Origin of the sequence: Streptomyces sp. NPDC093261, assembly GCF_044753645.1 — a bacterium.
In the GTDB taxonomy this organism is placed as follows: Bacteria; Actinomycetota; Actinomycetes; order Streptomycetales; family Streptomycetaceae; genus Streptomyces.
Genome location: NZ_JBIVNO010000001.1, coordinates 1,104,479 through 1,127,105 on the forward strand (window position 1 = coordinate 1,104,479; position 22,627 = coordinate 1,127,105).

21 protein-coding genes and 2 pseudogenes are annotated in these 22,627 nt (G+C 72.3%); 13 read left to right on the forward strand and 10 right to left on the reverse strand.

The genetic code is table 11. The annotated features are described in order from the left end of the window. Positions 1 to 34 precede the first annotated feature (34 nt). The 6 genes from ACIP94_RS04955 (at position 35) to ACIP94_RS04980 (ending at position 3,895) form a co-directional block, all read left to right on the forward strand. Positions 35 to 637: an ABC transporter substrate-binding protein gene (locus ACIP94_RS04955; protein WP_402419599.1), complete on the forward strand. Its 603-nt coding sequence runs from the start codon at positions 35 to 37 to the stop codon at positions 635 to 637. Beyond that, positions 630 to 1,751 carry an SRPBCC family protein gene (locus tag ACIP94_RS04960; protein ID WP_402419602.1) on the forward strand — a complete coding sequence of 374 codons (1,122 nt, stop codon included), beginning with the start codon at positions 630 to 632 and terminating at the stop codon, positions 1,749 to 1,751. Before ACIP94_RS04955 ends, ACIP94_RS04960 begins: the two co-directional genes overlap by 8 nt. Positions 1,752 to 1,832: 81 nt before the next feature. Further along, a complete protein-coding gene (gene gvpJ, locus ACIP94_RS04965; protein ID WP_402419604.1) occupies positions 1,833 to 2,378 on the forward strand; it encodes a gas vesicle protein GvpJ in 546 nt (181 codons plus the stop codon). Positions 2,379 to 2,383: 5 nt separating this feature from the next. After that, the gene (locus tag ACIP94_RS04970; protein ID WP_402419606.1) at positions 2,384 to 3,205 is read left to right on the forward strand and encodes a GvpL/GvpF family gas vesicle protein; all 822 of its coding nucleotides are present in this window, start codon (positions 2,384 to 2,386) and stop codon (positions 3,203 to 3,205) included. An 86-nt stretch (positions 3,206 to 3,291) separates the two neighbouring features. Continuing rightward, entirely contained in the window at positions 3,292 to 3,507 is a 216-nt protein-coding gene (locus ACIP94_RS04975) for a gas vesicle protein (RefSeq protein ID WP_402420388.1), read from the forward strand. After that, positions 3,491 to 3,895: a gas vesicle protein K gene (locus tag ACIP94_RS04980; RefSeq protein ID WP_402419609.1), complete on the forward strand. Its 405-nt coding sequence runs from the start codon at positions 3,491 to 3,493 to the stop codon at positions 3,893 to 3,895. Before ACIP94_RS04975 ends, ACIP94_RS04980 begins: the two co-directional genes overlap by 17 nt. A gap of 14 nt (positions 3,896 to 3,909) precedes the next feature. On the opposite strand, the gene ACIP94_RS04985 is transcribed toward ACIP94_RS04980, so the two are convergent. From ACIP94_RS04985 to ACIP94_RS04995, 3 genes are read right to left on the reverse strand one after another with little or no spacing between them, the layout of a single operon-like run. Next, complete coding sequence (locus ACIP94_RS04985) at positions 3,910 to 4,749, reverse strand: sugar phosphate isomerase/epimerase family protein (protein WP_402419612.1); 840 nt, start codon at positions 4,747 to 4,749, stop codon at positions 3,910 to 3,912. Beyond that, positions 4,746 to 5,897 (reverse strand): dihydrodipicolinate synthase family protein, encoded by a 1,152-nt coding sequence (locus ACIP94_RS04990; RefSeq protein WP_402419615.1) that lies wholly within the window; start codon positions 5,895 to 5,897, stop codon positions 4,746 to 4,748. The genes ACIP94_RS04985 and ACIP94_RS04990 overlap by 4 nt, the downstream gene beginning before the upstream one ends. Further along, on the reverse strand, positions 5,894 to 7,045 hold the full coding sequence (locus ACIP94_RS04995) for a Gfo/Idh/MocA family protein (protein WP_402419618.1): 1,152 nt from the start codon (positions 7,043 to 7,045) through the stop codon (positions 5,894 to 5,896). The genes ACIP94_RS04990 and ACIP94_RS04995 overlap by 4 nt, the downstream gene beginning before the upstream one ends. 323 nt (positions 7,046 to 7,368) lie before the next feature. Between ACIP94_RS04995 and ACIP94_RS05000 the strand changes: the two genes are divergently transcribed. From ACIP94_RS05000 to ACIP94_RS05010, 3 genes are all read left to right on the forward strand, one after another. After that, the gene (locus tag ACIP94_RS05000; RefSeq protein ID WP_402419621.1) at positions 7,369 to 8,409 is read left to right on the forward strand and encodes a LacI family DNA-binding transcriptional regulator; all 1,041 of its coding nucleotides are present in this window, start codon (positions 7,369 to 7,371) and stop codon (positions 8,407 to 8,409) included. 179 nt (positions 8,410 to 8,588) lie between these two features. After that, positions 8,589 to 9,389 carry a sugar phosphate isomerase/epimerase family protein gene (locus ACIP94_RS05005; protein WP_402420391.1) on the forward strand — a complete coding sequence of 267 codons (801 nt, stop codon included), beginning with the start codon at positions 8,589 to 8,591 and terminating at the stop codon, positions 9,387 to 9,389. Positions 9,390 to 9,515: 126 nt separating this feature from the next. Next, on the forward strand, positions 9,516 to 10,793 hold the full coding sequence (locus tag ACIP94_RS05010) for an MFS transporter (RefSeq protein ID WP_402419624.1): 1,278 nt from the start codon (positions 9,516 to 9,518) through the stop codon (positions 10,791 to 10,793). On the opposite strand, the gene ACIP94_RS05015 is transcribed toward ACIP94_RS05010, so the two are convergent. Together ACIP94_RS05015 and ACIP94_RS05020 are read right to left on the reverse strand one after the other, a co-directional pair. Further along, on the reverse strand, positions 10,774 to 11,382 hold the full coding sequence (locus ACIP94_RS05015; protein ID WP_402419627.1) for an alpha/beta hydrolase: 609 nt from the start codon (positions 11,380 to 11,382) through the stop codon (positions 10,774 to 10,776). The genes ACIP94_RS05010 and ACIP94_RS05015 overlap by 20 nt on opposite strands. A gap of 113 nt (positions 11,383 to 11,495) precedes the next feature. Beyond that, positions 11,496 to 11,849 (reverse strand): VOC family protein, encoded by a 354-nt coding sequence (locus ACIP94_RS05020; RefSeq protein ID WP_402419629.1) that lies wholly within the window; start codon positions 11,847 to 11,849, stop codon positions 11,496 to 11,498. A 9-nt stretch (positions 11,850 to 11,858) separates the two neighbouring features. On the opposite strand from ACIP94_RS05020, the pseudogene ACIP94_RS05025 reads away from it, so the two are divergent. Further along, positions 11,859 to 11,954, forward strand: a pseudogene (locus ACIP94_RS05025) (hypothetical protein); the annotation flags it as partial. A gap of 45 nt (positions 11,955 to 11,999) precedes the next feature. Here ACIP94_RS05025 and ACIP94_RS05030 read toward each other — a convergent pair. Next, positions 12,000 to 12,644, reverse strand: a complete 645-nt coding sequence (locus ACIP94_RS05030) for a GNAT family N-acetyltransferase (RefSeq protein WP_402419631.1) — start codon at positions 12,642 to 12,644, stop codon at positions 12,000 to 12,002. Next, complete coding sequence (locus tag ACIP94_RS05035) at positions 12,641 to 13,576, reverse strand: EamA family transporter (RefSeq protein WP_402419634.1); 936 nt, start codon at positions 13,574 to 13,576, stop codon at positions 12,641 to 12,643. Before ACIP94_RS05035 ends, ACIP94_RS05030 begins: the two co-directional genes overlap by 4 nt. A 90-nt stretch (positions 13,577 to 13,666) precedes the next feature. Between ACIP94_RS05035 and ACIP94_RS05040 the strand changes: the two genes are divergently transcribed. The 3 genes from ACIP94_RS05040 (at position 13,667) to ACIP94_RS05050 (ending at position 17,427) form a co-directional block, all read left to right on the forward strand. Then, entirely contained in the window at positions 13,667 to 14,584 is a 918-nt protein-coding gene (locus tag ACIP94_RS05040; protein WP_402419637.1) for a LysR family transcriptional regulator, read from the forward strand. A 308-nt stretch (positions 14,585 to 14,892) separates the two neighbouring features. Next, positions 14,893 to 16,719 carry a glycoside hydrolase family 3 protein gene (locus tag ACIP94_RS05045; protein WP_402419640.1) on the forward strand — a complete coding sequence of 609 codons (1,827 nt, stop codon included), beginning with the start codon at positions 14,893 to 14,895 and terminating at the stop codon, positions 16,717 to 16,719. 111 nt (positions 16,720 to 16,830) lie between these two features. Then, entirely contained in the window at positions 16,831 to 17,427 is a 597-nt protein-coding gene (locus tag ACIP94_RS05050) for a hypothetical protein (protein WP_402419643.1), read from the forward strand. A gap of 23 nt (positions 17,428 to 17,450) precedes the next feature. On the opposite strand, the pseudogene ACIP94_RS05055 reads toward ACIP94_RS05050, so the two are convergent. From ACIP94_RS05055 to ACIP94_RS05065, 3 genes and pseudogenes are all read right to left on the reverse strand, one after another. Continuing rightward, a pseudogene (locus ACIP94_RS05055) lies at positions 17,451 to 17,969 on the reverse strand (aminopeptidase); the annotation flags it as partial. A 198-nt stretch (positions 17,970 to 18,167) separates the two neighbouring features. Then, entirely contained in the window at positions 18,168 to 18,554 is a 387-nt protein-coding gene (locus tag ACIP94_RS05060; protein ID WP_402419646.1) for a hypothetical protein, read from the reverse strand. Between the two features lie 121 nt (positions 18,555 to 18,675). Beyond that, positions 18,676 to 22,458: an ABC transporter ATP-binding protein gene (locus ACIP94_RS05065; protein WP_402419649.1), complete on the reverse strand. Its 3,783-nt coding sequence runs from the start codon at positions 22,456 to 22,458 to the stop codon at positions 18,676 to 18,678. Between the last annotated feature and the right edge of the window lie 169 nt (positions 22,459 to 22,627).

Consider the following 22,627-nt stretch of genomic DNA (forward strand, 5'->3'; position numbering starts at 1 on the left):
GGCCGTGACACGCGGGCAAGGAGAGAGACTAACCATGAAGAACGCCAAGTTGGGCGCGGCCGTCCTCGCGGGTTATCTGCTGGGCCGGACCAAGAAGGCCAAGCTGGCCCTCAGCCTCGGTGCGATGGTGGCCGGGTCGCGGGTGAAGCCGGGGCAGCTCGGCAAGCTCCTCGAGGACTCCCCGCTGCTCGGAAACGTCAGCGAGCAGGTCCGCACCGAGCTGGCGGGCGCGAGCAAGACCGCGGCGACCACCCTGCTGTCGGCGAAGGCCGAGAACCTGGCCGACGCGCTGCACGAACGCACCGTCGGGCTGCGGGAGAGGCCGCGCGGCGGGGGCGCGGCGGACCGGGAGGGCGAGGGCCGGGACGAGGGGGAGCGCGAGGACGAAGAGAAGGAGGAAGAGAAGGACGAAGAGAAGGACGTGGACAGGGACGAAGAACGCGAGGAAGGCGAGGGCCGGGGCGAAAGGCGCCGGGGCGGGGCGCGCAAGAGTCAGGGAAGCCGGACCGCGGGGCGCGAGAAGACGCAGAGGCACGGATCGGACCAGGGGGGCGAGCCGCGCAGGAAGAAGGCGCCGGCCGCCCAGAGCCGCGCGAAGAGCGGCTCCACACGATCGAGGAGGCCGGACGATGGCTGAGGGCACCCTCAGTACGGTTCGTGAGCAGGTGAAGAAGAATCCCGTCACGGACCGGCTGAAGCATGAGCTGGAGGACTACCTCCAGGCCCGGCTGGAAACGATGGCCGAGGACCTGGGCGAGCGGCTGGGCGAGGGGGCACGTCGGCTGTCGGAGACGCACCTCGGTCCCGGCATGCTGAGCGGCCTGGTCCTCAAGGGCGGCAAGAAGCTCCTCGGCGGCGGGCTCCTCGGCGGCGGCGAAGAAGGCGGCGGTGGCGGCGGCGGCGGCGGGATCCTGTCCAAGGCGAAGGACACGCTGCTCGGCAAGGCACAGGAGGCGGCGGGAGGGCGACGGGAGAAGCGCTCCAGCGGCGTGGCCAAGGGCCTGATGATCATCGAGGACCTCAACGTGGGCGTGCCGGTGCGCGAGGCCTACAACCAGTGGACGCAGTTCACCGAGTTCGACCGGTTCACGAAGGGCGTCGAGAACGTCGAACAGGACGACGAGATCTCGTCCCGGTGGCAGTTCAGGATCGCCAAGGTCCGCCGCCGCTATCGGGGCATCGTCACCGAAGAGGTGCCCGACCAGCGGATCGCCTGGAACTCCGAGGGGGCGAAGGGCACCACCAAGGGCGTCGTCACCTTCCATCCGCTCGGGGACCACCTCACCAAGGTGCTGCTCTGCATGCAGTACTTCCCCAAGGGCCCCTTCGAGAGGGTCGGGAGCCTCTGGCGGGCCCAGGGCCGCCGCGCCCGGCTGGATCTGAAGCTCTACCGGGCGTTCATCATGGAGCGCCAGGAGGCCACCGGTGCCTGGCGCGGCGAGATCCGCGAGGGCGAAGTGGTCCGCAGCCCGGAGGAGGTCGAGGAAGAAGAGCAGCAGGAACCGGAGGAGGAGCGCGAGGAGCGGGGGCGGGACGAGGACGAGGACGAGGAGCGCTACCCCGAGGACGAGGAAGAAGAGGAAGAAGAGGGCGAGGAGCCCGAGGAGGGCTACGAGGACGAGGAAGAGGGGGACGAGGACGACTACGCCTCCGAGGAATCCGACGAAGGCGACCGGGAGGAGGACGAGGACGAGGACAGCTACGACGAGACGGAGGAAGAAGGCCCCCAAGGGCGCCGGCGCCGCGGTTAGTTCCGGGCGCTGAGGTGCGCGAGCCCGCCGGTCTCCGCGTCGCCGACGCCGGGGCCTCAGCGAAACGAGGTCGAGTGTGCCGTGACCCAATCCGAGCCGGTCCCCACACCGTCCCGGGGCCTGTACCCGTACGGTCAGGGGTCCTCCAGCACCAACCTGGCCGACATCCTTGAACGCGTGCTCGACAAGGGCATCGTCATCGTCGGTGACATCAAGATCAACCTGCTCGACATCGAGTTGCTCACCATCAAGCTCAGGCTGCTGGTGGCCTCCGTCGACAAGGCCAGGGAGATCGGCATCGACTGGTGGGAGCATGATCCCGCCCTGTCCTCCCGTGCCTCCCGCACCGACGGCCGGCGCAGCCTGGAGGAGCAGAACGAGCGGCTGCGCGCCGAGGTGGAATCGCTGCGCCGGCAGATCGCCGAGTCCCCGGCGGAGCTGCCCGGGAAGAGCACGGAGGCCCGCCGCCCCTCGCGCGAGGCCCCGGACGCCGAGCGTGAGCCGTCCGAGGAACCCCGCCGCAAGCGGCGGAAGGCCGAGGACGACGACCGTGCGGCGGAGGGCAACCGCAGAGCCCGTACGGCCGAGGGCACCCGCAGGGCGCGTGGGGACGAGGACCGGAGCTGAGACCGGTGGACGAGCAACTGTGCTACGCGTACGCCGTGGTGGGGTCGTCCGCTCCGCTGGAACTCGCCGGTGTCCGCGGGGTGGCGGACGCACCCGTCACCCTGGTCCGCTCGGGACCGGTGGCAGCCGCGGTCAGCCCGGTGCCGTGGGAAGGGTTCTCGGAGGCGGCCTTGAAGGCGGGCCTGGAGGATCTCGAGTGGCTGGAGGCCACGGCCCGCGCGCACCACTTCGTCATCGAGAACCTCGCCGCGCGCACCACGGTCCTTCCGCTGCGGCTGGCCACCGTGTATCTCGACGAGGCGCGGGTCCGGCAGATGCTCGGCGAGCGGCAGGCGGACTTGACGGCAATGCTGGACCGGCTCGCCGACCACGTGGAGTGGGGGGTGAAGGTCTACGCCGAGGTACCGCCCGCTTCCTCGCCCGCGCCCTCCCCCGCCGCTTCCTCCCCGGCCCCCGCCGAGCCGACCGATGCCGACGCCGGACGCGCGTACCTGCGGAGCCGCCGGCACCAGCGGCAGGCACGCGAGGACGCGTGGCGGACTGCCGAGGAGGCCGTACGGCGGACGGAGTTGCAGGCCCGAGGCCTGGCGGTGGAACGGACCCGGCACCGGCCGCAGCAGGGCGGTCTGGCCCGGGTGCCGGGTGAGAACGTCGCCAACGACGCCTATCTGGTCCCCCGTCGGCTCTCCGAGGAGTTCCGCACCCGGATGCTGCACGCGGCGGACGACCTGCCCGGGGTGCGCGTGGACGTCACCGGGCCCTGGGCGCCGTACTCCTTCACCGCGCCCCTGGCACCGGGTGCGCCGGAAGGGGCCGGGCAGCGGTGAGCGAGTACGACACCTACGACGACACGCGCGGCCCGTACGACAGCACGTACGACGGCTACGACGACCGCCCGCTCAGCCAGCCGCAGGTGGCGCTGATCGACCTGCTGGACCGGCTGCTGAGCGGGGGCGTGGTGATCACCGGCGACCTCCTCCTGTCCATCGCCGACGTCGACCTGGTGAGGATCTCGCTGCGCGCCGTGCTGGTCGCCGTCCGCGACGAGCTGGACGAGCAGTGGTCGACCTTCCTTCCGTCGGGGCGGGCACTCACGGAAGGGGACGACCACGGTGACCAACCCGTCTGACGGCCCGGGCGCCGACCGGCTGCGGGAGGTTGCCGAGGCCGCCACCCGGGCGTTCTCCGTGCTGCCGGCCAGGCCGGACGAGATGGCCCCGCCGACGCCCGGCCGCGGCCGGGAAGCCGCGCGCCGCCTGCACACCGACCCGGAAACGGTGGAGCGGGACCTCGTCAAGCTGGTGCTGACCATCGTCGAGCTACTGCGTCAGCTGATGGAGCGGCAGGCTCTGCGCCGCGTCGACGAAGGCCATCTGACGGAACAGCAGGAGGAGCGGCTCGGACTGACCCTGATGCTCCTGCACGACCGGATGGCCGAACTGTGCGACCAGTACGGCCTCACCCTCGACGACCTCAACCTCGACCTGGGTCCGCTGGGGACCCTGCTCCCTCCCTGAGCCGGCTCCGAGGGTCACCGCACCACATGCTCCACGAACCGCCCCACCGTCTCCGCGAGGACCTCCCGGCCGTCCCGTGCCCACAGCCCCTCGTTGAACAGCTCGACCTCGATGGGCCCGGTGTAGCCCGCGGCCTCCACATACCCCTTCCACTCCCGCAGGTCGACCGAGCCGTCACCGAGCTGGCCACGTCCGTTGAGGACGCCCTCCGGCAGCGGGGTGGTCCAGTCGGCGAGCTGGAAGGCGTGGATACGGCCGCCTGCGCCCGCGCGGGCGATCTGCCCGGGAGCCGTGTCGTCCCACCAGATGTGGTACGTGTCCACGGTGACGCCGACCTGGTCCGCCGGGAGGCGCTCGGCGAGGTCCAGCGCCTGCGCGAGGGTCGAGACCACACAGCGGTCGGAGGCGTACATGGGGTGCAGCGGTTCGACGGCCAGCCGCACCCCCCGTTCGGCCGCGTAGGGGCCGAGCTCCCCGAGCGCGTCCGCGATCCGCTCGCGGGCGCCCCGCAGGTCCCTGGATCCGGCCGGCAGGCCGCCCGACACCAGTACGAGCGTGTCCGTGCCCAGCGTGGCCGCTTCGTCGACCGCGCGCCGGTTGTCCTCCACGGCCCGCACCCGCTCGTCCGGGTCGATCGCCGTGAGGAAGCCGCCCCGGCACAGCGTCGTCACCGTCAGCCCGGCGTCGCGTACCGATGCCGCCGTGGCCTCCAGGCCGTACGACCGCACCGGTTCCCGCCACAGGCCCACGCTCCGCACGCCCAGCTCCCCGCAGGCGTCGATCAGTTCCGGAATGCTCAGCTGCTTCACGGTCATCTGGTTGACGGAGAGGCGTTCCAGGGCCGCACCGCTCATGGCGTCACTCCGTACAGGGTCAGCAGGGTCCTCATCCGGCTCTCGGCCAGCTCCGGGTCGGGGAACAGGCCGAGGCCGTCGGCGAGTTCGTACGCCTTCGCCAGGTGCGGCAGCGAACGCGCCGACTGGAGTCCGCCCACCATCGCGAAGTGCTCCTGGTGGCCCGCCAGCCAGGCCAACAGGACCACGCCCGTCTTGTAGTAGCGGGTGGGCGCCCGGAACAGGTGGCGGGACAGCTCCACCGTCGGGTCGAGCAGTTCCCGGAATCCCTTCGCGTCACCCGTGTCCAGGACCCGCACCGCCTCGGCCGCGAGCGGGCCCAGCGGGTCGAAGATGCCGAGGAGGGCGTGGCTGAAGCCGCGGTCGTCGCCCGCGATCAGCTCGGGGTAGTGGAAGTCGTCGCCGGTGTAGCAGCGCACTCCGTCCGGCAGCCTCCGGCGCAGCTCGATCTCGCGCCGGGCGTCGAGCAGGGAGATCTTGACGCCGTCGACCTTGTCGGGGCGGGCGGTGATGACGTCCAGGAAGACGTCGGTGGCGGCGTCGAGTTCGCTCGAGCCCCAGTAGCCGTCGAGAGCGGGGTCGAACATCGGGCCGAGCCAGTGCAGGACGACCGGTCCGGACGCCTGGCGCAGGAGGTGGCCGTAGATCTCCAGGTAGTCCTCGGAACCCTCGGCGGTGGCGGCCAGCGCTCGCGATGCCATGAGGATGGCCTGCGCGCCCGCCTCCTCCACCACGGCGAGCTGTTCCTCGTACGCCGTGCGGATCTCCTCCAGGGAACCGGCGGCGAGCTGGTCGGTGCCCACGCCGCAGGCGATCCGCCCGCCGACCGCCCTGGCCTCGGCGGCGGACCTGCGGATCAGTTCCGCGGCGCCCGCCCAGTCCAGGCCCATCCCGCGCTGGGCGGTGTCCATGGCCTCGGCGACGGCCAGGCCGTGCGCCCACAGATGGCGCCGGAAGGCGAGGGTCCCGTCCCAGTCGACGGCGGCGGGTGAGTCGGGGGACACATCCGCGTACGGGTCGGCGACGACATGCGCCGCCGAGAAGACCGTACGGGAGGTGAAGGGCGTGCCGGGGGTCAGGGCGAGGGGCGTCCGGCGCGGTGTGTAGGTCCGCAGCCGTCCCTCGGCATCAGGCAGTCGGAGGGTCACAGCGCGATCTCCGGTACGTCGATACGGCGGCCCTCGGCCGAGGACTTCGACCCGAGTTCGGCGAGCTGCACACCGCGGGCCCCCGCGAGCAGGTCCCAGCGGTAGGGCGCGTCGGCGTACACATGCCTGAGGAACAGCTCCCACTGTGCCTTGAAGCCGTTGTCGAACTCGGCGTTGTCCGGCACCTCCTGCCACTGGTCGCGGAAGGCCTCGGTGGCGGCCAGATCCGGGTTCCAGACGGGTTTGGGGGTGGCCGAGCGGTGCTGGACGCGGCACCCGCGCAGACCGGCGACGGCGGACCCCTCGGTGCCGTCCACCTGGAACTCGACGAGTTCGTCGCGGCACACGCGCACGGCCCAGGAGGAGTTGATCTGGGCGATCACCCCGCCCTCCAGCTCGAAGATGCCGTAGGCGGCGTCGTCGGCCGTGGCGGCGTAGGGCTTTCCCGTCTCGTCCCAGCGCTGCGGGATATGGGTGGTGGCGAGCGCCTGCACGGACCTCACCGGGCCGAACAGCTCGTGCAGCACATACTCCCAGTGGGGGAACATGTCGGCGACGATGCCTCCGCCGTCCTCGGCGCGGTAGTTCCAGGAGGGCCGCTGGGCGGACTGCCAGTCGCCCTCGAAGACCCAGTACCCGAACTCGCCGCGGACGGACAGGATCCGGCCGAAGAAGCCCCCGTCGAGGAGCCGCTTCAGCTTCAGCAGTCCCGGCAGGAAGATCTTGTCCTGGACGACACCGTGCCGGATGCCCTTCTCCTGGGCGAGACGGGCCAGTTCCAGGGCGCCCGCAAGGCTCGTCGCCGTGGGCTTCTCGGTGTAGACGTGCTTGCCCGCCGCGATCGCCTGCCGGAGCGACTCCTCGCGGGCCGGGGTGACCTGGGCGTCGAAGTAGATCTCGACGGCGGGATCGGCGAGGACCGCGTCCAGGTCCGTCGACCGGTGCTCGAGACCGTGCTGCCGGGCGAGCGCGTCGAGGGCGAGGGCGCGGCGGCCGACAAGGACCGGTTCGGGCCACAGCTCGGTGCCGTCGCCCAGGTCGAGGCCGCCCTGCCGGCGGATGGCGAGGATGGAGCGGACCAGGTGCTGGCGGTGGCCCATGCGGCCCGTGACGCCGTTCATGGCGATACGCACCGTCTTGCGTGTCACGTCGTTCCCTCCGTACGCGTCCGGCGCCGCGTACGCTCACCGACGAGCGTGACGGCAAGCGCTTTCCATCCAGGGGGACGCTAGCCCCTGTCCGGCGGGGCGGACAAGACCGCGTGAACAGCGGGATGACGTGTCACCGGACGGCGCATCCCCATACGACCGGACGTCATCCGGCCGTCAAGCCGTCACACGGCGTGACACGGCGGTCACCGAAGCGGTTGAGTTGTCCGGTCCGTCGAACAAAAGGGAACCACGGGCCTGTACACGGATGTCCGGAGAGCTGTAGATGGATCCCTGACAAAACACGCGACCGGAGGACGACGATGACGGTGACCCTGGCGGACGTGGCGGCACGGGCACAGGTGTCGCCCGCCACCGTGTCACGCGTGCTGAACGGGAACTACCCGGTGGCGGCCTCCACCCGGGAGCGGGTGCTGCGCGCGGTCGACGAGCTGGACTACGTCCTCAACGGCCCGGCGAGCGCGCTCGCGGCGGCCACCTCCGACCTGGTCGGGATCCTGGTCAACGACATCGCCGACCCGTTCTTCGGGATCATGGCGAGCGCGATCCAGTCGGAGATCGGCGGCCCGGGGGGCCGGGCCGGCGGCGAACGGCTCGCCGTGGTCTGCAACACCGGCGGCTCACCGGAGCGGGAGCTGACGTATCTGACGCTGCTTCAGCGGCAGCGGGCCGCCGCCGTGGTGCTGACGGGCGGCGCGATGGAGGACTGCGCGCACAAGGAGGCCATGGCCGCGAAGCTGGGCAAGCTGGCGGCGGCGGGGACGCGCGTGGTGCTGTGCGGACGGCCTCCCGCCCCCGACGCGACCGCCCTGACCTTCGACAACCGCGGCGGCGCACAGCGGCTCACCGAGCATCTGATCGGGCTCGGCCACCGGCGGCTCGGCTATGTCGCGGGCCCCGAGGAGCGCACCACCACCCGGCACCGCCTGGAGGGCCACCGGGCGGCCCTGGCCGCCGCCGGGATCGAGGACGACCCGCGGCTGACGGTGCACGGGCGCTACGACCGCCGTGCGGGCTACGAGGCGGCGCTGGAGCTGCTGCGCCGGGAGCCGTCGCTGACGGCGGTGGTGGCGGCGAACGACACGGTGGCGCTGGGCGCGTGCGCGGCACTGCGCGCCCATGGCCTACGCATCCCCGAGGATGTGTCGGTGGCCGGCTTCGACGACCTTCCCTTCGCGATCGACGCGGTGCCGGACCTGACGACGGTCCGGCTGCCGCTCGCGGAGGCGGGGGCCCGGGCGGGCCGGATCGCGATGGGCCGTGAGGAACCGCCGCCGGGCGGGATCGCCATGATCCCGGGAGAGCTGATGGTACGGGGGTCCACGGGGGCACCCCGCGACTGAGCACCCCGTGGTGACAGGGGCACCCCCGACCGAGCACCCCGTGCACGACGCGGACACCCCCGCCCGAGCACCCCGTGCACGACGCGGACACCCGTGACGGGCGTACGGTGCGCCACGCCACACCGGCCGCGTGGCGAGGACGGGCGTTACCCGCCGGTGGCGGGGTAGTTTCCGTGACCATGAAGCTGGCGTTCTCCACCCTCGGTGTCCCCGGTCTGCCCATAGCGGACGTCGTCCGGCTCGCGGCGGCGCACGGCTATCACGGTGTCGAACTGCGCACGCACCCCGAGGAACCCGTGCATCCGGGCCTCGGACCCGCCGAGCGGGCCGCGGTGGCCGCCGAGTTCACGGCCGGAGGCGTCGAGATCCTGGGGCTCGCGGGGTACGCGCGGGTCGCCGCGCCCGGCGACGACGAGCCCGTGCTCGCCGAGATCCGCGCGCTCCTGGAGCTCGCGCGCGACCTGGGCGCCCCCTTCGTGCGCGTCCTCCCCGGCGGCGGCGCCGAACAGCGTCCCGAGGAGGCCGACGCCACGGCCGCCCGGCGCCTGGGCACCGCCGCCGAGTACGCCGCCGACCTCGACGTTCGGATCCTGCTGGAGACACACGACTCGCATCGCACCGGGGCGGACGTCCTGCGCGTCCTGGGCGCGGTCGGCCACCGTCACGTGGGCGCGCTGTGGGACGTGATGCACACCTGGCTGGGCGGCGAGCAGCCCCAGGAGACCTACGCCGCGCTGAGCACCTACCTCGGCTATGTCCAGGTCAAGGACATCGCCTCCGCCGACGACAGGACCCCGCTGCCGCTGGGCGCCGGCATCCTGCCGATCACCGAGTGCGTGGAGGTCCTCTCCCGCCACGGCTGGGACGGCTGGCTGTGCTGGGAGTACGAGAAGCGGTGGCACGAGACGGCGGTGCCGCTGCCGGAACTGCTCGACTCCGGGAGGGACCACCTGGCGCGGCTGCTCAGCGAGTCGGCGTAGGGGGCGGCCGGCCGGGGCGCAGGGCGTGGCGGCGGGCCCCGCGGCGCCGATACTCGATGGCCGGAGGCGGTGGTGCTCGGTTAGTCTCCGCGCCGTGACACAGCACGCCCGCCCCGCGTTCCCCTCGTGAGCCCCGGTCTCCGACGTCCGCTGATCGACGTCCGGCCGCTGCGGGCGTCCCCGGCCTTCCGGCGGCTGCTGATCGGGCGGACGGTGTCCGTACTCGGCGGCTTCATGGCCATGGTCACCGTCATGTACCAGGTCTGGGACATGACGCACAGCACGGCCTGGAGCGGGGCGGTCGGGCTGGCCCAGGCGCTGCCGATGGTGCTGTTCGGGCTGTTCGCCGGTTCGCTGGCCGACCGGGGCGACCGGCGGCGCATCTTCCTCTTCGCCACCGTCGGCCAGGCGTTCTGCTCCCTGCTGCTCGCGGTGCAGGGCTTCCTCGGGCATGTACCGGTGGGCGGCCTGCTCGCGCTCCTTGCGGTGCACTCCTGTTTCGGCGCGGTCGGCGGCCCGGCGACGGGGGTGTTCGTGCCCCGGCTCCTGCCCAAGGAGCAGGTGGCGGCCGGGCTGGCCCTCAACCAGGTCGCCTTCCAGGCCATGATGCTGCTCGGCCCCGCGCTCGGCGGTGTGGTCCTCGGCTGGGCCGGGATCGGCGTCTGCTATCTGCTCGACGCGCTCAGCTTCGGCGTCGCCTTCTACGGCGCCTACGGACTGCCCCCGCTGCCGCCGGAGGGCGAGCAGTCCCGGACCGGGCTGCGCGGGGTGGCGGACGGGCTGCGCTTCCTGGCCGGGCACCGGGTGGTACGCGGCGCGCTGATCACCGACCTGGCCGCCACCGTGCTGTCGATGCCGATGAGCCTGTTCCCGCTCGTCAACGCCGAGCGCTTCGGTGGAGACCCGCGCATGCTCGGTCTGTTCCAGTCGGCCGTCGCCGTCGGCGGGATCACGGCCTCCGCCCTGTCCGGACCGTTCACCCGGCTCCAGCGCCCGGGGCCGGTGATGCTGTGCGGTGCGGGGAGCTGGGGCGGTGCGCTCGCCCTGTTCGGGCTGCTCACCAATCCCTGGGCGGGGTTCGCGCTGCTGCTCGTGGCCGGGGCCGCCGACACCACCTCGGTGATCTCGCGCAGCACGATCGTGCAGACACACACCCCGGACGCCCTCCTCGGCCGGGTCACGGCCGCGGAGCAGATCGTCGGCCAGGCGGGGCCCAACCTCGGCAATCTCCGCGGGGGCCTGGTCGCCGGCTGGACCTCCGGCGCCACGGCGCTGGTCAGCGGAGGCCTGATGTGTCTGCTCGCGGTGGCGTTCGTGGGCGCGAGCACGCCGGAACTGCGGGAGGGGACCGCGCCGGAACCCCCCGGCCGCGCGGTCGCCGAGGCTACGCCGGACGTGCCGTGAGCCGTGCGGAGGCGTCCAGGCACCACCCCAGTACGGCGGGCCAGGAGCCGTAACCGGCGTCCAGGTCGAGGTGGGCGCCGCCGGGAATGATCTCGGTGGGGATGCCGAGGGGCTCACCGAAGACGGTCTGCGCGCCCTCCGGGCAGTACGGGTCGTCGTCGCCCGCGACCAGGAGGGTGGGCGCGGGCAGGGCGAGACCGTCGAGGGGCGGCGGGGCGAACTCCGCCACCTCCCGGTGCCGCGACAGGACGGAGGCCGACGGCGGGGCCACCAGCAGCACCCGGTCCATGGCGAGGCCCGTCACCCGGCGTGCGACGGCGTGCAGCCACAGCACAGCGGACAGACTGTGGGCGACGACGACCCGTTCCGCCCCGCGCGGCAGCCCGTCCAGGTGGCGGACCAGCTCCGCGAGCCACACCTCCAGGTCGGGGTCGTCGGGGTCCGGCAGCTGCGGATACGTCACATGGTGGCCGCATTCGGTCAGCCGGTCGGCGAGCCAGTGCTCCCAGTGGTCCTTCGGGCGGTGGTTCTGCCAGCCGTGGAGGATGAGGTAGGCGCGCGGGGCTTCCGGGCGGTCGTTCGAGGTCATGGTCCGCATGGTTGCCGATCACCGGCGGAAGGTCCACCGGCGCTCCTTCGGCTATGGCTGTCCGGACCCTGAATGGTTACTGTTTCCGCGGGCCTGGAGACCGGGTGACACGGTCAGGCAGGCTGCCACAGCTCGATCCGATTGCCCTCAGGATCGGTAACCCAACCGAAGCGACCGACACCCTCCATGTCCTGAGTCTCTTCGGCCACGTCCGCTCCCTGGGCGCGCAATTGCGCGAGCATCGCATCCAGGTCGCGGACTCGGAAGTTGAGCATGGTCTGCTGGGCGCGGGACCCGAAGTAGTCGGTCTCGGACTCGAACGTCGCGAACACCGTCGCCCCGGCTTCCTGACGCCACAGGCCGTTCTCATCGGCGTCCAGGCCCAGGCAGTCGCGATACCACGCACTCAAGGCCGCCGGATCGGCGGCGCGCAGGAAGTATCCGCCGATTCCAAGCACACGTTCCATGTCCCTATCCTGCCAGGACGGCGATCGGGCGAGGGCGGCACCACACCATCGCCCGCTGCCAGCCACAGCGACTCCGGCGGCGGCGAATGCGTCGAAGTCGCCCGCACCGCCCTCATACACATCCGCGACTCCAAGGCCCCCCGACCGCCCCTACCTCACCGTCTCCCCCGCCGCCTGGGCCGACTTCCTCACCCTCGCCTCCAAGAGCGAGCGGCGTTCGGGCCATTCCTCCGCAGTGATGGAGTAGATCGCGGAGTCCCGGAGGCGGTCCTCCTCCCCCGGGGTCCAGGAGCGGGACCAGTTGCGCAGGACGCCCTCGAAGCGGGCACCGACGCTCTCGATGGCCGCGCGGGAGCGGGAGTTGCGCGCGTCGGTCTTCAGGTCGACGCGCGCAACTCCCCACTCCTCGAACGCGTGGCGGAACAGCAGGAGCTTGGACTCGGCGTTGATGCCCGTGCCCTGGGCGGACCGGGCGAGCCAGGTGAAGCCGATCTCGATGGCGTCGAGCCGGTCCTCCGACAGCCAGCAGCGGGGGTCCCAGTAGGAGGTGGTTCCGACCGCCCGTCCCGTGGTGAGGGAGATCTGCGCGTACGGCGCGAGGCGGCCCGCCGCCGCTCGGGCGAGCTGTGTGTCGATGTAGTCCCCGACCTCGTGGGCCCTGGGCACCCAGGTGTACGCGTAGGAGGTCCGGTCCTCCTCCGCCGCCACCGTCAGGTCCGCCGCGTGCCCGTGCTCCAGCGGCTCCAGCCGCACGAGCGCACCCTCCAGGACCGGTCCCCTCAAGATGAACGTCACCGCTGAAGGGTGGCGGATCCGCTCACCGTCGTCGAATGGATTTCGTACTCCTCCACAGGGACCTCCGCCGGCCGAACCCCCTTCGGAGCCAGGGACGTCAGCGCCACCCCGCCCACCAGCAGTGCCGCCGCGCCCCAGCGCAGCGGGGTGACCTGTTCGCCCAGGAACAGGGCGGCGGACGACATGCCGAAGACCGGGACGAGGAGGGAGAACGGGGCGACCGTGGACGCGGGGTGGCGCCGCAGCAGCCAGCCCCAGGCACCGAAGCCGAACACGGTGGTGATCCAGGCGACGTAGAGGACGACGCCCGCGCCCTGCCAGTCCAGGGCGCGCAGGGCCGCCAGGTCGCGGGAGGGGCCCTCGGTCAGGAGGGACAGGCCGAGCAGGGGCAGGACCGGCACGGTGCTCACCCACACCATGAAGTTCAGCGCGTCGGGCGGGGACGCCTTGCGGGTCAGGACGTTGGACAGTCCCCAGAAGGCCGCCGCCGCGATGACCAGGGCGAACGCGCCGAGCGGACCGGCGGTGCCCTCGTCGACGGCCGCGAGGACCACCCCGGTGAGGGCCACCGTCATCCCCAGCACCCGTATGCGCGTGGGCCGTTCGCCGAGGAGCGCGAAGGCGATCAGCGCCGTGAAGACGGACTGGATCTGGAGCACCAGGGAGGACAGTCCGGCGGGCATGCCCGCGTTCATGCCGAGGAACAGCAGGCCGAACTTGGCCACACCCAGGACGAGGCCTACGGCCACTGTCCATGTCCAGGCCACCTTCGGGCGACCGACGAAGAGGACGGCCGGGACGGCGGCGGCCAGGAAGCGCAGGGCCGAGAACAGCAGGGGCGGAAAGTGGCCGAGGCCGATCTCGATGACCGTGAAGTTCACGCCCCAGACGGCGGCGACGAGAACGGCGAGAGCAAGGTGTGCGGGTCGCATGCGTCGAGGATCACGCGCCGGGACCGTGAAGCACCAGCGATGTTTGCTGCATGATCGGGTGAAGCACCGCTAATTCCTCGAGGGGGGTCCATGCTCGATCTCCAACGGCTGCGCGCCCTGCACGCCGTCTCCGTCCACGGCACGGTCGGTGCCGCGGCCGCCGCGCTCGGATACACCCCGTCCGCGGTCTCCCAGCAGATCGCCAAACTGGAACGGGAGACCAGGACCACGCTGCTGGAGCGGGAGGGACGCGGGGTGCGGCTCACCGACGAGGCACGGCAACTGGCCTCGGCGGCCCAGGAGTTGATGGCGATCGTGGAGCGCGCCGAGACGGATCTGGAGGAGCGGCGCGGGGTGCCGGCCGGACGGCTGACCGTGGCCGCGTTCCCCTCGGCGGCGCGCGGACTGATGCCGGCCGTGCTCGCGGACCTCGCGCGGCGACATCCCGCCCTGGACGCCCGGCTCACCGAGATCGACCCGCATCTGTCGGTGGACCTGGTCGCCAAAGGCGCCGTCGACCTCGCCGTGGTGCACGACTGGGACATCGCCCCGCTGCCGGCCCCCGCGGGCGTGGAACAGGCGGTCATCGGGGACGACCTGTGCGATCTGCTCGTCCCCGAGGGGCACCCGTTCGCCGGGCGGGAGGCGGTGCGGCGCGAGGAGCTGGGCGGCGAGCGGTGGATCTGCCAGCCGCCGGGCCGGGTCTGTCACGACTGGCTGCTGCGGACCCTGCGGGCGGCGGGTCACGAACCCGAGGTCGTCCACCAGGCCGACGAGAACCCGACCCTCGTCGCCCTGGTCGCCGCCGGACTGGGGGTCGCGCTGATCCCGCGCCTGGGCCGTGGCCCGCTCCCGCCGGGGGTCATCGAGGTCGCCCTCGACCCGATGCCCGTACGACGGCTCTACGCGCTGTGGCGCACGGGTGCGGCCCGGCGGCCGGCGATCGCGCAGGCCGTGCGTGCGCTTCGGGAGTTCTGGCCCGGGGCGGCGGCACACGTGCCCCGCTGACCACCGCCGTACCCGCTTCCGGATTCCGGGGGCGCTTGGGGAACCCGCCCGTGCCCGCCCGCGTCCAAGGCGCAGGCTGCCGGATGAGTCTCCGCCTGCGGTGTCGGCCTCGCTGCTGGCTGCGAACGCTGACCACCCTCTCCGCCGCACGCGGCCGGCAGCACGCCGTCATCGGCGCGCCCCCTCCTCCTGCGCCGATGGCGGCCCCCGGCCCGGTCATCGTGCGTTCCCTTGACTGGCGGAAACTTCCCGGATATTGGTGACTCCTCGGAAGTTTCCTTCAGTGTTCTCCTTCGGAAGGAGCGCATGTGCACGACGCCGGCACGGGAAGCACCGCACACCCCTCCAGACGCACGGTCCTCACTGCCACCGCGGGCCTGACCGCCGCCCTCGCCCTCACCCCGGATCCCGCTCGCGCCGCCGCGCACGACGACGAGCGCCTCAAGGCCCTCATCTCCCGTATGACGCTCGAGGAGAAGGTCGGCCAACTCTTCGTGATGCGGGTCTACGGCCACTCGGCCACCGACCCCGACCAGGCCGACATCGACGCCAACCTCAACGAGATCGGCGTACGGACGGCCGCCGAACTGATCGCCAAGTACCGCGTCGGCGGGATCATCTACTTCACCTGGGCGCACAACACCCGTACCCCGCACCAGATCGCGGACCTCTCCAACGGCATCCAGCAGGCGTCCCTCGCCCAGCCGCGCGGCCTGCCCGTGCTCATCACCACCGACCAGGAACACGGCATAGTCGCCCGCGTGGGCAAGCCCGCCACCCTCTTCCCCGGCGCGATGGCGATCGGGGCCGGGGGCTCCCGGGCCGACGCCCGTACCCTCGGCCGGATCTCCGGCGCCGAGCTGCGTGCCCTCGGCATCCGCCAGGCCTACGCGCCGGACGCCGATGTGAACGTCAACCCGGCGAACCCGGTCATCGGCGTACGGTCCTTCGGCGCGGACCCGGACGCGGTGGCGGGCCTCGTCGCCGCGGAGGTGAAGGGCTGTCAGGAGTCCGGGGTCGCGGCCACCGCCAAGCACTTCCCCGGCCACGGCGACACGGCCGTCGACAGCCACTTCGGCTTCCCGGTCATCACCCACAGCCGCGAACTGTGGGAGAGACTCGACGCGGTGCCGTTCCGCGCCGCGATCCGCGCCGGGATCGACTCGATCATGACCGCGCACATCATGGTCCCCGCGCTCGACGACTCCGGCGACCCGGCGACGCTCTCGCGCCCGATCCTCACCGGCATCCTGCGCGAGGAGCTGGGCTACGACGGGGTGGTGGTGACCGACTCGCTGGGCATGGAGGGCGTGCGCCAGAAGTACGGCGACGAACGGGTGCCCGTGCTCGCCCTGAAGGCCGGCGTCGACCAGCTCCTCAACCCGCCCTCCCTGGACCTCGCCTGGAACGCGGTGCGCACGGCCGTGCGGAGCGGGGAGCTGACCGAGGCCCGGCTCGACGAGTCGCTGCTGCGCATCCTGCGGCTGAAGGCGAGGCTGGGGCTGCTGGACCGGCCGTATGTCACCGCGGGCGGGGTGGACCGGACCGTCGGCACCCCCGGGCATCTGCGCACGGCGGACCGCATCGCGGACCGTACGACCACCCTGCTCGTCAACCGGCGGGGACTGCTGCCGCTGTCGCGCCGCACCCACGGCAGGCTTCTCGTCGTGGGGGCGGACCCGGCGTCGCCGTCCGGCACCGACGGACCGCCCACCACCGTCCTGGCGAACGCCCTCACCGCACTGGGCTTCACGGCGACCGCGCTGCCCACGGGCACGACACCCACGGCGGCGGTGATCGAGAAGGCCGTGACGGCGGCGGGCGACGCGGACGCGGTGGTCGTGGGCACGTACAACGTGGGGGCCACCAGTTCCCAGCGGACCCTGGTGACCCGGCTCGCCGCCACCGGGAAGCCGGTGGTCGCCCTCGCCGTCCGGAATCCCTACGACGTGGCCCAACTCCCCGACGCCACCGCCGCCCTGGCGTCCTACTCCTGGACCGATGTGGAACTGCGCGCGGCGGCACGGGTGATCGCGGGCCGGGTGAGGCCGCGCGGCAGGCTGCCGGTGCCGGTGCCGCGGGCGGACGATCCGACGCAGGTGCTGTATCCCCTCGGGTACGGCCTGTCGTACTAGGAGTACGCCGGGAGCCGCTCGTCCGGCCCCCGAATGTCGCAAAGCACCCCGGATGTCTGGCGTGGGCCGTGGCCACGGTTCACGCTGGACGGGAAAACCGGGGGGTTGGCGATGCGAGGGACACAAGCGTGGCTGGGTGCGCTGCTCACGGCCGCGCTCGCGGCGGGCGGGCTCTGCGGGTGCCAGTCGCCGTCAGGGGCGGCACGGGACCGGCCGGGTGGGGGCGCCTCGTCGCCCGCGGCGCCCGGCTTCGGGGCCCAGTTCCTCGGGCTCGGCGAGTGCAGCTCCTTCGGGACGACCAGCTTCACCGAGGTGCCCTGCACCAGCGAGCGGGCGGCGGCCCGGGTGACCGCCCGGTTCGACGGCGTTCCGGCGGACGGTCCCGCGTGCCCGGCGACCACGGACTTCGTCCTGCACATCAGCGCGTCCGGAACGCTGCCCCGCGGATACGCCTGCATGCGGAATCTGGAGCCGCCGCACCCGGGGGACCCCGGCGGCGGAGGCGGACCGCGCACGATCGTCGGGGACTGCGTCTACGGCGCGGGCAAGGGCGAGGTCCGCGAGACGGCCTGCGACGGCAAGGGCGGCCACGCGCCCGAGTACAAGGTCACGTCGGCGGTGACGCGGCGCTCGCTGTGCCCCGCGTCGACCGCGCTGTATGTCCAACTGGGCGGTGACAGACCGGTGGGCTGTGCGCGGACGGTGTGACCCGGCCGGGCACAGCCGAAGCGTCACGGCCGAAGCGCCGGCTCCCGTTCCACGTCCCGGCGGTCCAGCCGCGCGTCGTAGCGCGCCAGCGGCCGCGCCGCCGACGGGTCCGCGCGGACCGCGGCCGGGGCCACGCCCGCCCAGTCCAGGATGCGGGCCGTGGCCAGGGCCTTCTGGTCGGCGACCAGACCGGCGACGTTCGCGCCGTGGTTCATGCCCGGAGCCGTGAAGACGTAGGAGTCCCTCGCGCCCGCGCCGAGCCGGAAGCGCTCCGCGCCCCACGGGTCGTTCTGGCCGTAGAGGAACAGCGTGTGCCGTGCGTGGTGGCGCACCCAGGTGTCCACGTCCCGCATCGCCCACGGCTGGAAGCGCATCGGGATCGAGCGGGGCACGAAGTTCCGGGGCGGCTGGTAGCCGTAGCGGATCAGCGGCTTCTCGATGTACGGGAAGTGGATCGTGGGCGCGCCGAGCTGGGTGCCCGCCTGGTAGTAGTACGGCGTGTAGGTCTCCAGCCCCTGGTCGGTGTACGCCGAGAAGCCCGATCGCCGTGCTCAGCGTGCCGATCAGCACCACGAGCGCCAGCAGCCATCTGAGCGCCTTGCGCATACGCCCTCCCCTGTGAACGCGGATGTCCGCCGGAACCTAGCGGAGCAACTCCGGTCGCACCAGAGGAGGTTGGGGAAACCTGTGAATTGGCGAAGAAGCCCCCCCGGCCCCGCGCCCCTCGGGGGCGGCGGCCGTCAGCACATGATCCAGCCGGAACTGACCGAGCCCGAGCCCACCGACCCCCGGATCCACACACAGCGGTGGCCGGCGTGCACGACCACGGGCCCTGCGTGGTAGGCGTACCGACCGCTGTCGGCCACGGGGCGGCTGCCGCGCGCCTGCACACTGACCGACATCGCCTTCCGGCCGAAGGTGTTCTTCGCCACCGTCACCGCGCACACGAAGCCGTCCCGCTTGTAGACCCGCACGGAGCCGGTGGAGAACGAGAGCGTGCGCACCTTCTGTCCGGAGCAGGGATCGTCCGCCTGCGCGTGCCCCGGGCTCGCCACCGCCAGCAGTCCGGACGCCGCCAGCACGGCCAGGCCGAGCGCCAGGCGCCGGCGTATCGCACCACTGTCCACTTCTCGTCCCTCCCGTGACCATCAACGTACTGGTGTACGGACGCAGGACGTAGGTCCGATGGTTGCGTCGCACGGTTCCCCCTGCCCCATGGGGAACCGCGCGTGCCCGTCCGGCCGCCGGTCAGGCCGTGGACCCGACCCGCTCCTCCGGCTCCGGCGTCCCGATGAACGTCCGCCACAGCCGCGCGTACCGGCCGTCGAGTCGCAGCAGTTCCTCGTGGGTGCCGTCCTCCGCGACCCGGCCGTGGTCCATGACCACCACACGGTCGGCGCGGGCGGCCGTCGTCAGCCGGTGGGCGACCACGAGCGTCGTACGCCGGCCGGTGAGACGCTCCGTCGCCTGGTTGACCTGGGCCTCGGTGGCCAGGTCCAGCGCGGCGGTGGCCTCGTCGAGCAGCAGGATGTCGGGGTCGACCAGTTCCGCGCGGGCCAGGGCGATCAGCTGCCGCTGACCGGCCGACAGATTGCGGCCGCGTTCGGCGACCTGGTGCAGATAGCCGCCGTCCAGCGTGGCGATCATGTCGTGCGCGCCGACCGCCCGCGCCGCGGCCTCCACCTCGGCGTCGGTCGCGTCCGGACGCCCGTAGGCGATGGCGTCCCGGACGGTTCCCGCGAACAGATACGCCTCCTGGGGCACGACACCGAGCCGGTGCCGGTACGAGGTCAGGTCGAGGGAGCGCAGATCGGTGCCGTCGATCAGCACCCGGCCGTGCGTGGGATCGTAGAACCGGGCGACCAGCTTGACCAGGGTCGACTTGCCCGCGCCCGTCTCCCCGACGAACGCGACGGTCTGCCCGGCGGGGATGCTCAGATCGATGCCGCTCAGGGCCTCCTCGTCGTCGCCGTAGGCGAAGTCCACGCCCTCGAAGGCGACGTCACCGCGCAGGGACCGCACCCGGATCGGCTCGTCGGCGGCCTTGGTGGCGGTCGGCTCCCGCAGCAGCTCCTGGATCCGGCCGAGGGACACCGTCGCCTGCTGGTAGCCGTCGAAGACCTGGGAGAGCTGCTGCACCGGGGCGAAGAACAGGTCGATGTACAGCAGATACGCGACCAGGGCACCGGTCGTCAGCGTCCCGGCGTCCACCCGGTGCGCGCCCTCGATCAGCACGGACGCGGTGGCCACCGACGACAGCAGCTGCACGAAGGGGAAGTACACCGATATCAGCCTCTGACCGCGGATACGGGCCCGACGGTAGCTGTCGCTGGCCTCGGTGAACCGCCGTCCGCCGTCCCGCTCGCGCCGGAACGCCTGGAGGATCCGCAGACCGGACACCGACTCCTGGAGATCCGCGTTGACCGCCGAGACCCGCTCGCGGGCGAGTTCGTACGCCTTCACACTGGCCCGGCGGAAGAAGACGGTCGCCACCACCAGCAGCGGCAGGGTGGCGAACACCACGATCGCGAGCCGCACGTCGATCACCAGCAGCGCGACCATGATGCCGAAGAAGGTGACCACGGAGACGAAGGCCGTGACGAGGCCCGTCTGCAGGAACGTCGACAGCGCGTCGACGTCGGTCGTCATCCGGGTCATGATCCGGCCGGTCAGCTCCCGCTCGTAGTAGTCGAGACCGAGCCGCTGGAGCTGCGCGAAGATCTTCAGCCGAAGGGAGTAGAGGACGCGCTCGCCGGTCCGCCCGGTCATCCGGGTCTCCGCGACCTGGGACGTCCACTGGACGAGGACGGCGAGCAGGGCCAGCAGGGACGCGGCCCAGACCGCGCCGACGGCCATCCGGGACACACCCTGGTCGATACCGTGCCGGATCAGGATCGGCAGCAGCAGGCCCATGCCCGCGTCGACGGCGACCAGGGCGAGGCTGGCGAGGAGCGGCAGACCGAAGCCGCGGAGCAGCCGGGTGAGGCCGTAGGACTCCTCGGCCCGTACCGCGCGTGCCTCGTCGACGCCGGGGGTGTCGGTGGCCGGGGGGAGCTGCTCGACCTGGGCGAGGAGTTCGGGGGTCGCCGGGGTGCCGCTCAGCGCATGGTCCCGGGGCTCGCGGTCACCGGCCCACAGATGCGGGGTGACACCGCGCTCCGCGTCGAACTCGGCGTCCAGCTCCTCGCGGACGGTGGTGTCCTCCTGGGGCGCGGCCGGCAGCGCGTGGCCGGGCGAGACCCCGCCCAGCTCGTCGGGGTCGGTCAGCAGCCGCCGGTAGAGGGCGCAGCGTTCCTGGAGTTCCTCGTGCGTGCCGATGTCGGCGAGCCGGCCGTCGTCGAGCACCGCGATGCGGTCGGCGAGATTCAGGGTCGAGCGCCGGTGGGCGATCAGGAGGGTGGTGCGCGCGCCGGCGCTCGTCGAGGGGTGGTGGCCGGGCGACGGGCGGGCCGTGCGGCTCTCCATGACCTGCTTCAGCGCCTCGTGGATCTCGTGCTCGACCCGGGCGTCCACCGCCGAGGTCGCGTCGTCGAGGACCAGCAGCCGGGGGTCGGTGAGGATCGCCCGAGCGAGCGCGATGCGCTGGCGCTGGCCGCCGGAGAGGGTGAGGCCGTGCTCGCCGACCTTGGTGGCGTAGCCGTCGGGCAGCTCGGCGATGAAGCGGTCGGCCTGCGCCGCGCGGGCGGCCCGCTCGATCTGCTCGTCGGTGGCGTCCGGGCGGCCGTAGGCGATGTTGTTGCGGACCGTGTCCGAGAAGAGGAAGGACTCCTCGGGGACCAGTCCGATCGCGGCGCGCAGGGACGACAGGGTCAGCTCGCGCACATCGTGGCCGCCGACGAGGACGGCGCCGTGGGTGACGTCGTAGAAGCGGGGCAGCAGCAGGGAGACCGTCGACTTGCCGGAGCCGGAGGAGCCGACCACGGCGAGGGTCTCACCGGGGCGTATCTCGAAGGAGAGGCCGTCGAGGACCGGGCGGCCGTCCAGGTAGGCGAAGGAGACGTTGTCGAACTCGACGGTCGCCGGGGCGTCGGCGGGCAGCTCCTTGGTGCCGTCCGACAGCGACGGCTCGGTGTCGATCAGCTCCAGGACGCGCTCGGCGCCCGCGCGGGCCTGCTGGCCCACGGTGAGCACCACGGCGAGCATGCGCACCGGGCCGACGAGCTGGGCAAGGTAGGACGAGAAGGCGACGAACGTGCCGAGCGTGATGTGCCCGCGCACCGCGAGCCAGCCGCCGAGCGCCAGCATGGCGACCTGGCCGAGGGCGGGCACGGCCTGGAGGGCGGGGGTGTACCGGGCGTTCAGCTTGATCGTGCGCAGTCGGCCCGCGTAGAGGCGACGCCCGACCTCCCGGAGCTTGCCGGTCTCCTGCTCCTCCTGCCCGAAGCCCTTGACCACGCGGACACCGCTGACGGCGCCGTCCACCACGCCCGCCACGGCGGCGGCCTGGGCCTGGGCGTACCAGGTGGCCGGGTGCAGGCGGGTGCGGCTGCGCTTGGCGATGAACCACAGGGCGGGCGCGACGGCCAGCGCGACCAGGGTCAGCGGCAGCGACAGCCACGCCATGATCACCAGGGAGATCAGGAAGAGAAGGGCGTTCCCTATCGTCATGGGGAGCATGAACAGCAGACCCTGGATCAACTGAAGGTCGCTGGTGGCGCGGCCGACGACCTGACCGGTGGACAGCTCGTCCTGACGGCGCCCGTCGAGGCGGGTGATCGTCCCGTACATGTCCGTGCGCAGGTCGTGCTGGACGTCGAGGGCGAGCCGGCCGCCGTAGTAGCGGCGGATGTAGGTGAGGACGTAGACGAGGACGGCCGCGCCGACGAGGGCGCCGGCCCAGGGGCCCATGGACCGGCTGTGGTTCCCGATGACATCGTCGATGATCACCTTGGTGATCAGCGGGACGACCGCCATGACGGCCATGCCGCCCAGCGAGGACCCGAGCGCGAGGACCACGTCCTTCGGGTAGCGCCATGCGTATCCCGCGAGCCTGCGTGCCCAGCCGCGTGTCTCCCCCTCGTGCGCCACCACGCCGGTCCCTTCCTGTCGCCCCTGATCGTCCGGAAAGCACCAACGCGGACCAGGGCGGATTTCATCCCTCCGCAACAATTCCCGGCCGAAGGTCGGGGACTTCTGCGACCTCGGTCCTAGGCCGTCGGACGCGTGAGTGACGTTTCTGCGGTGAAGGTGATGACCCCAC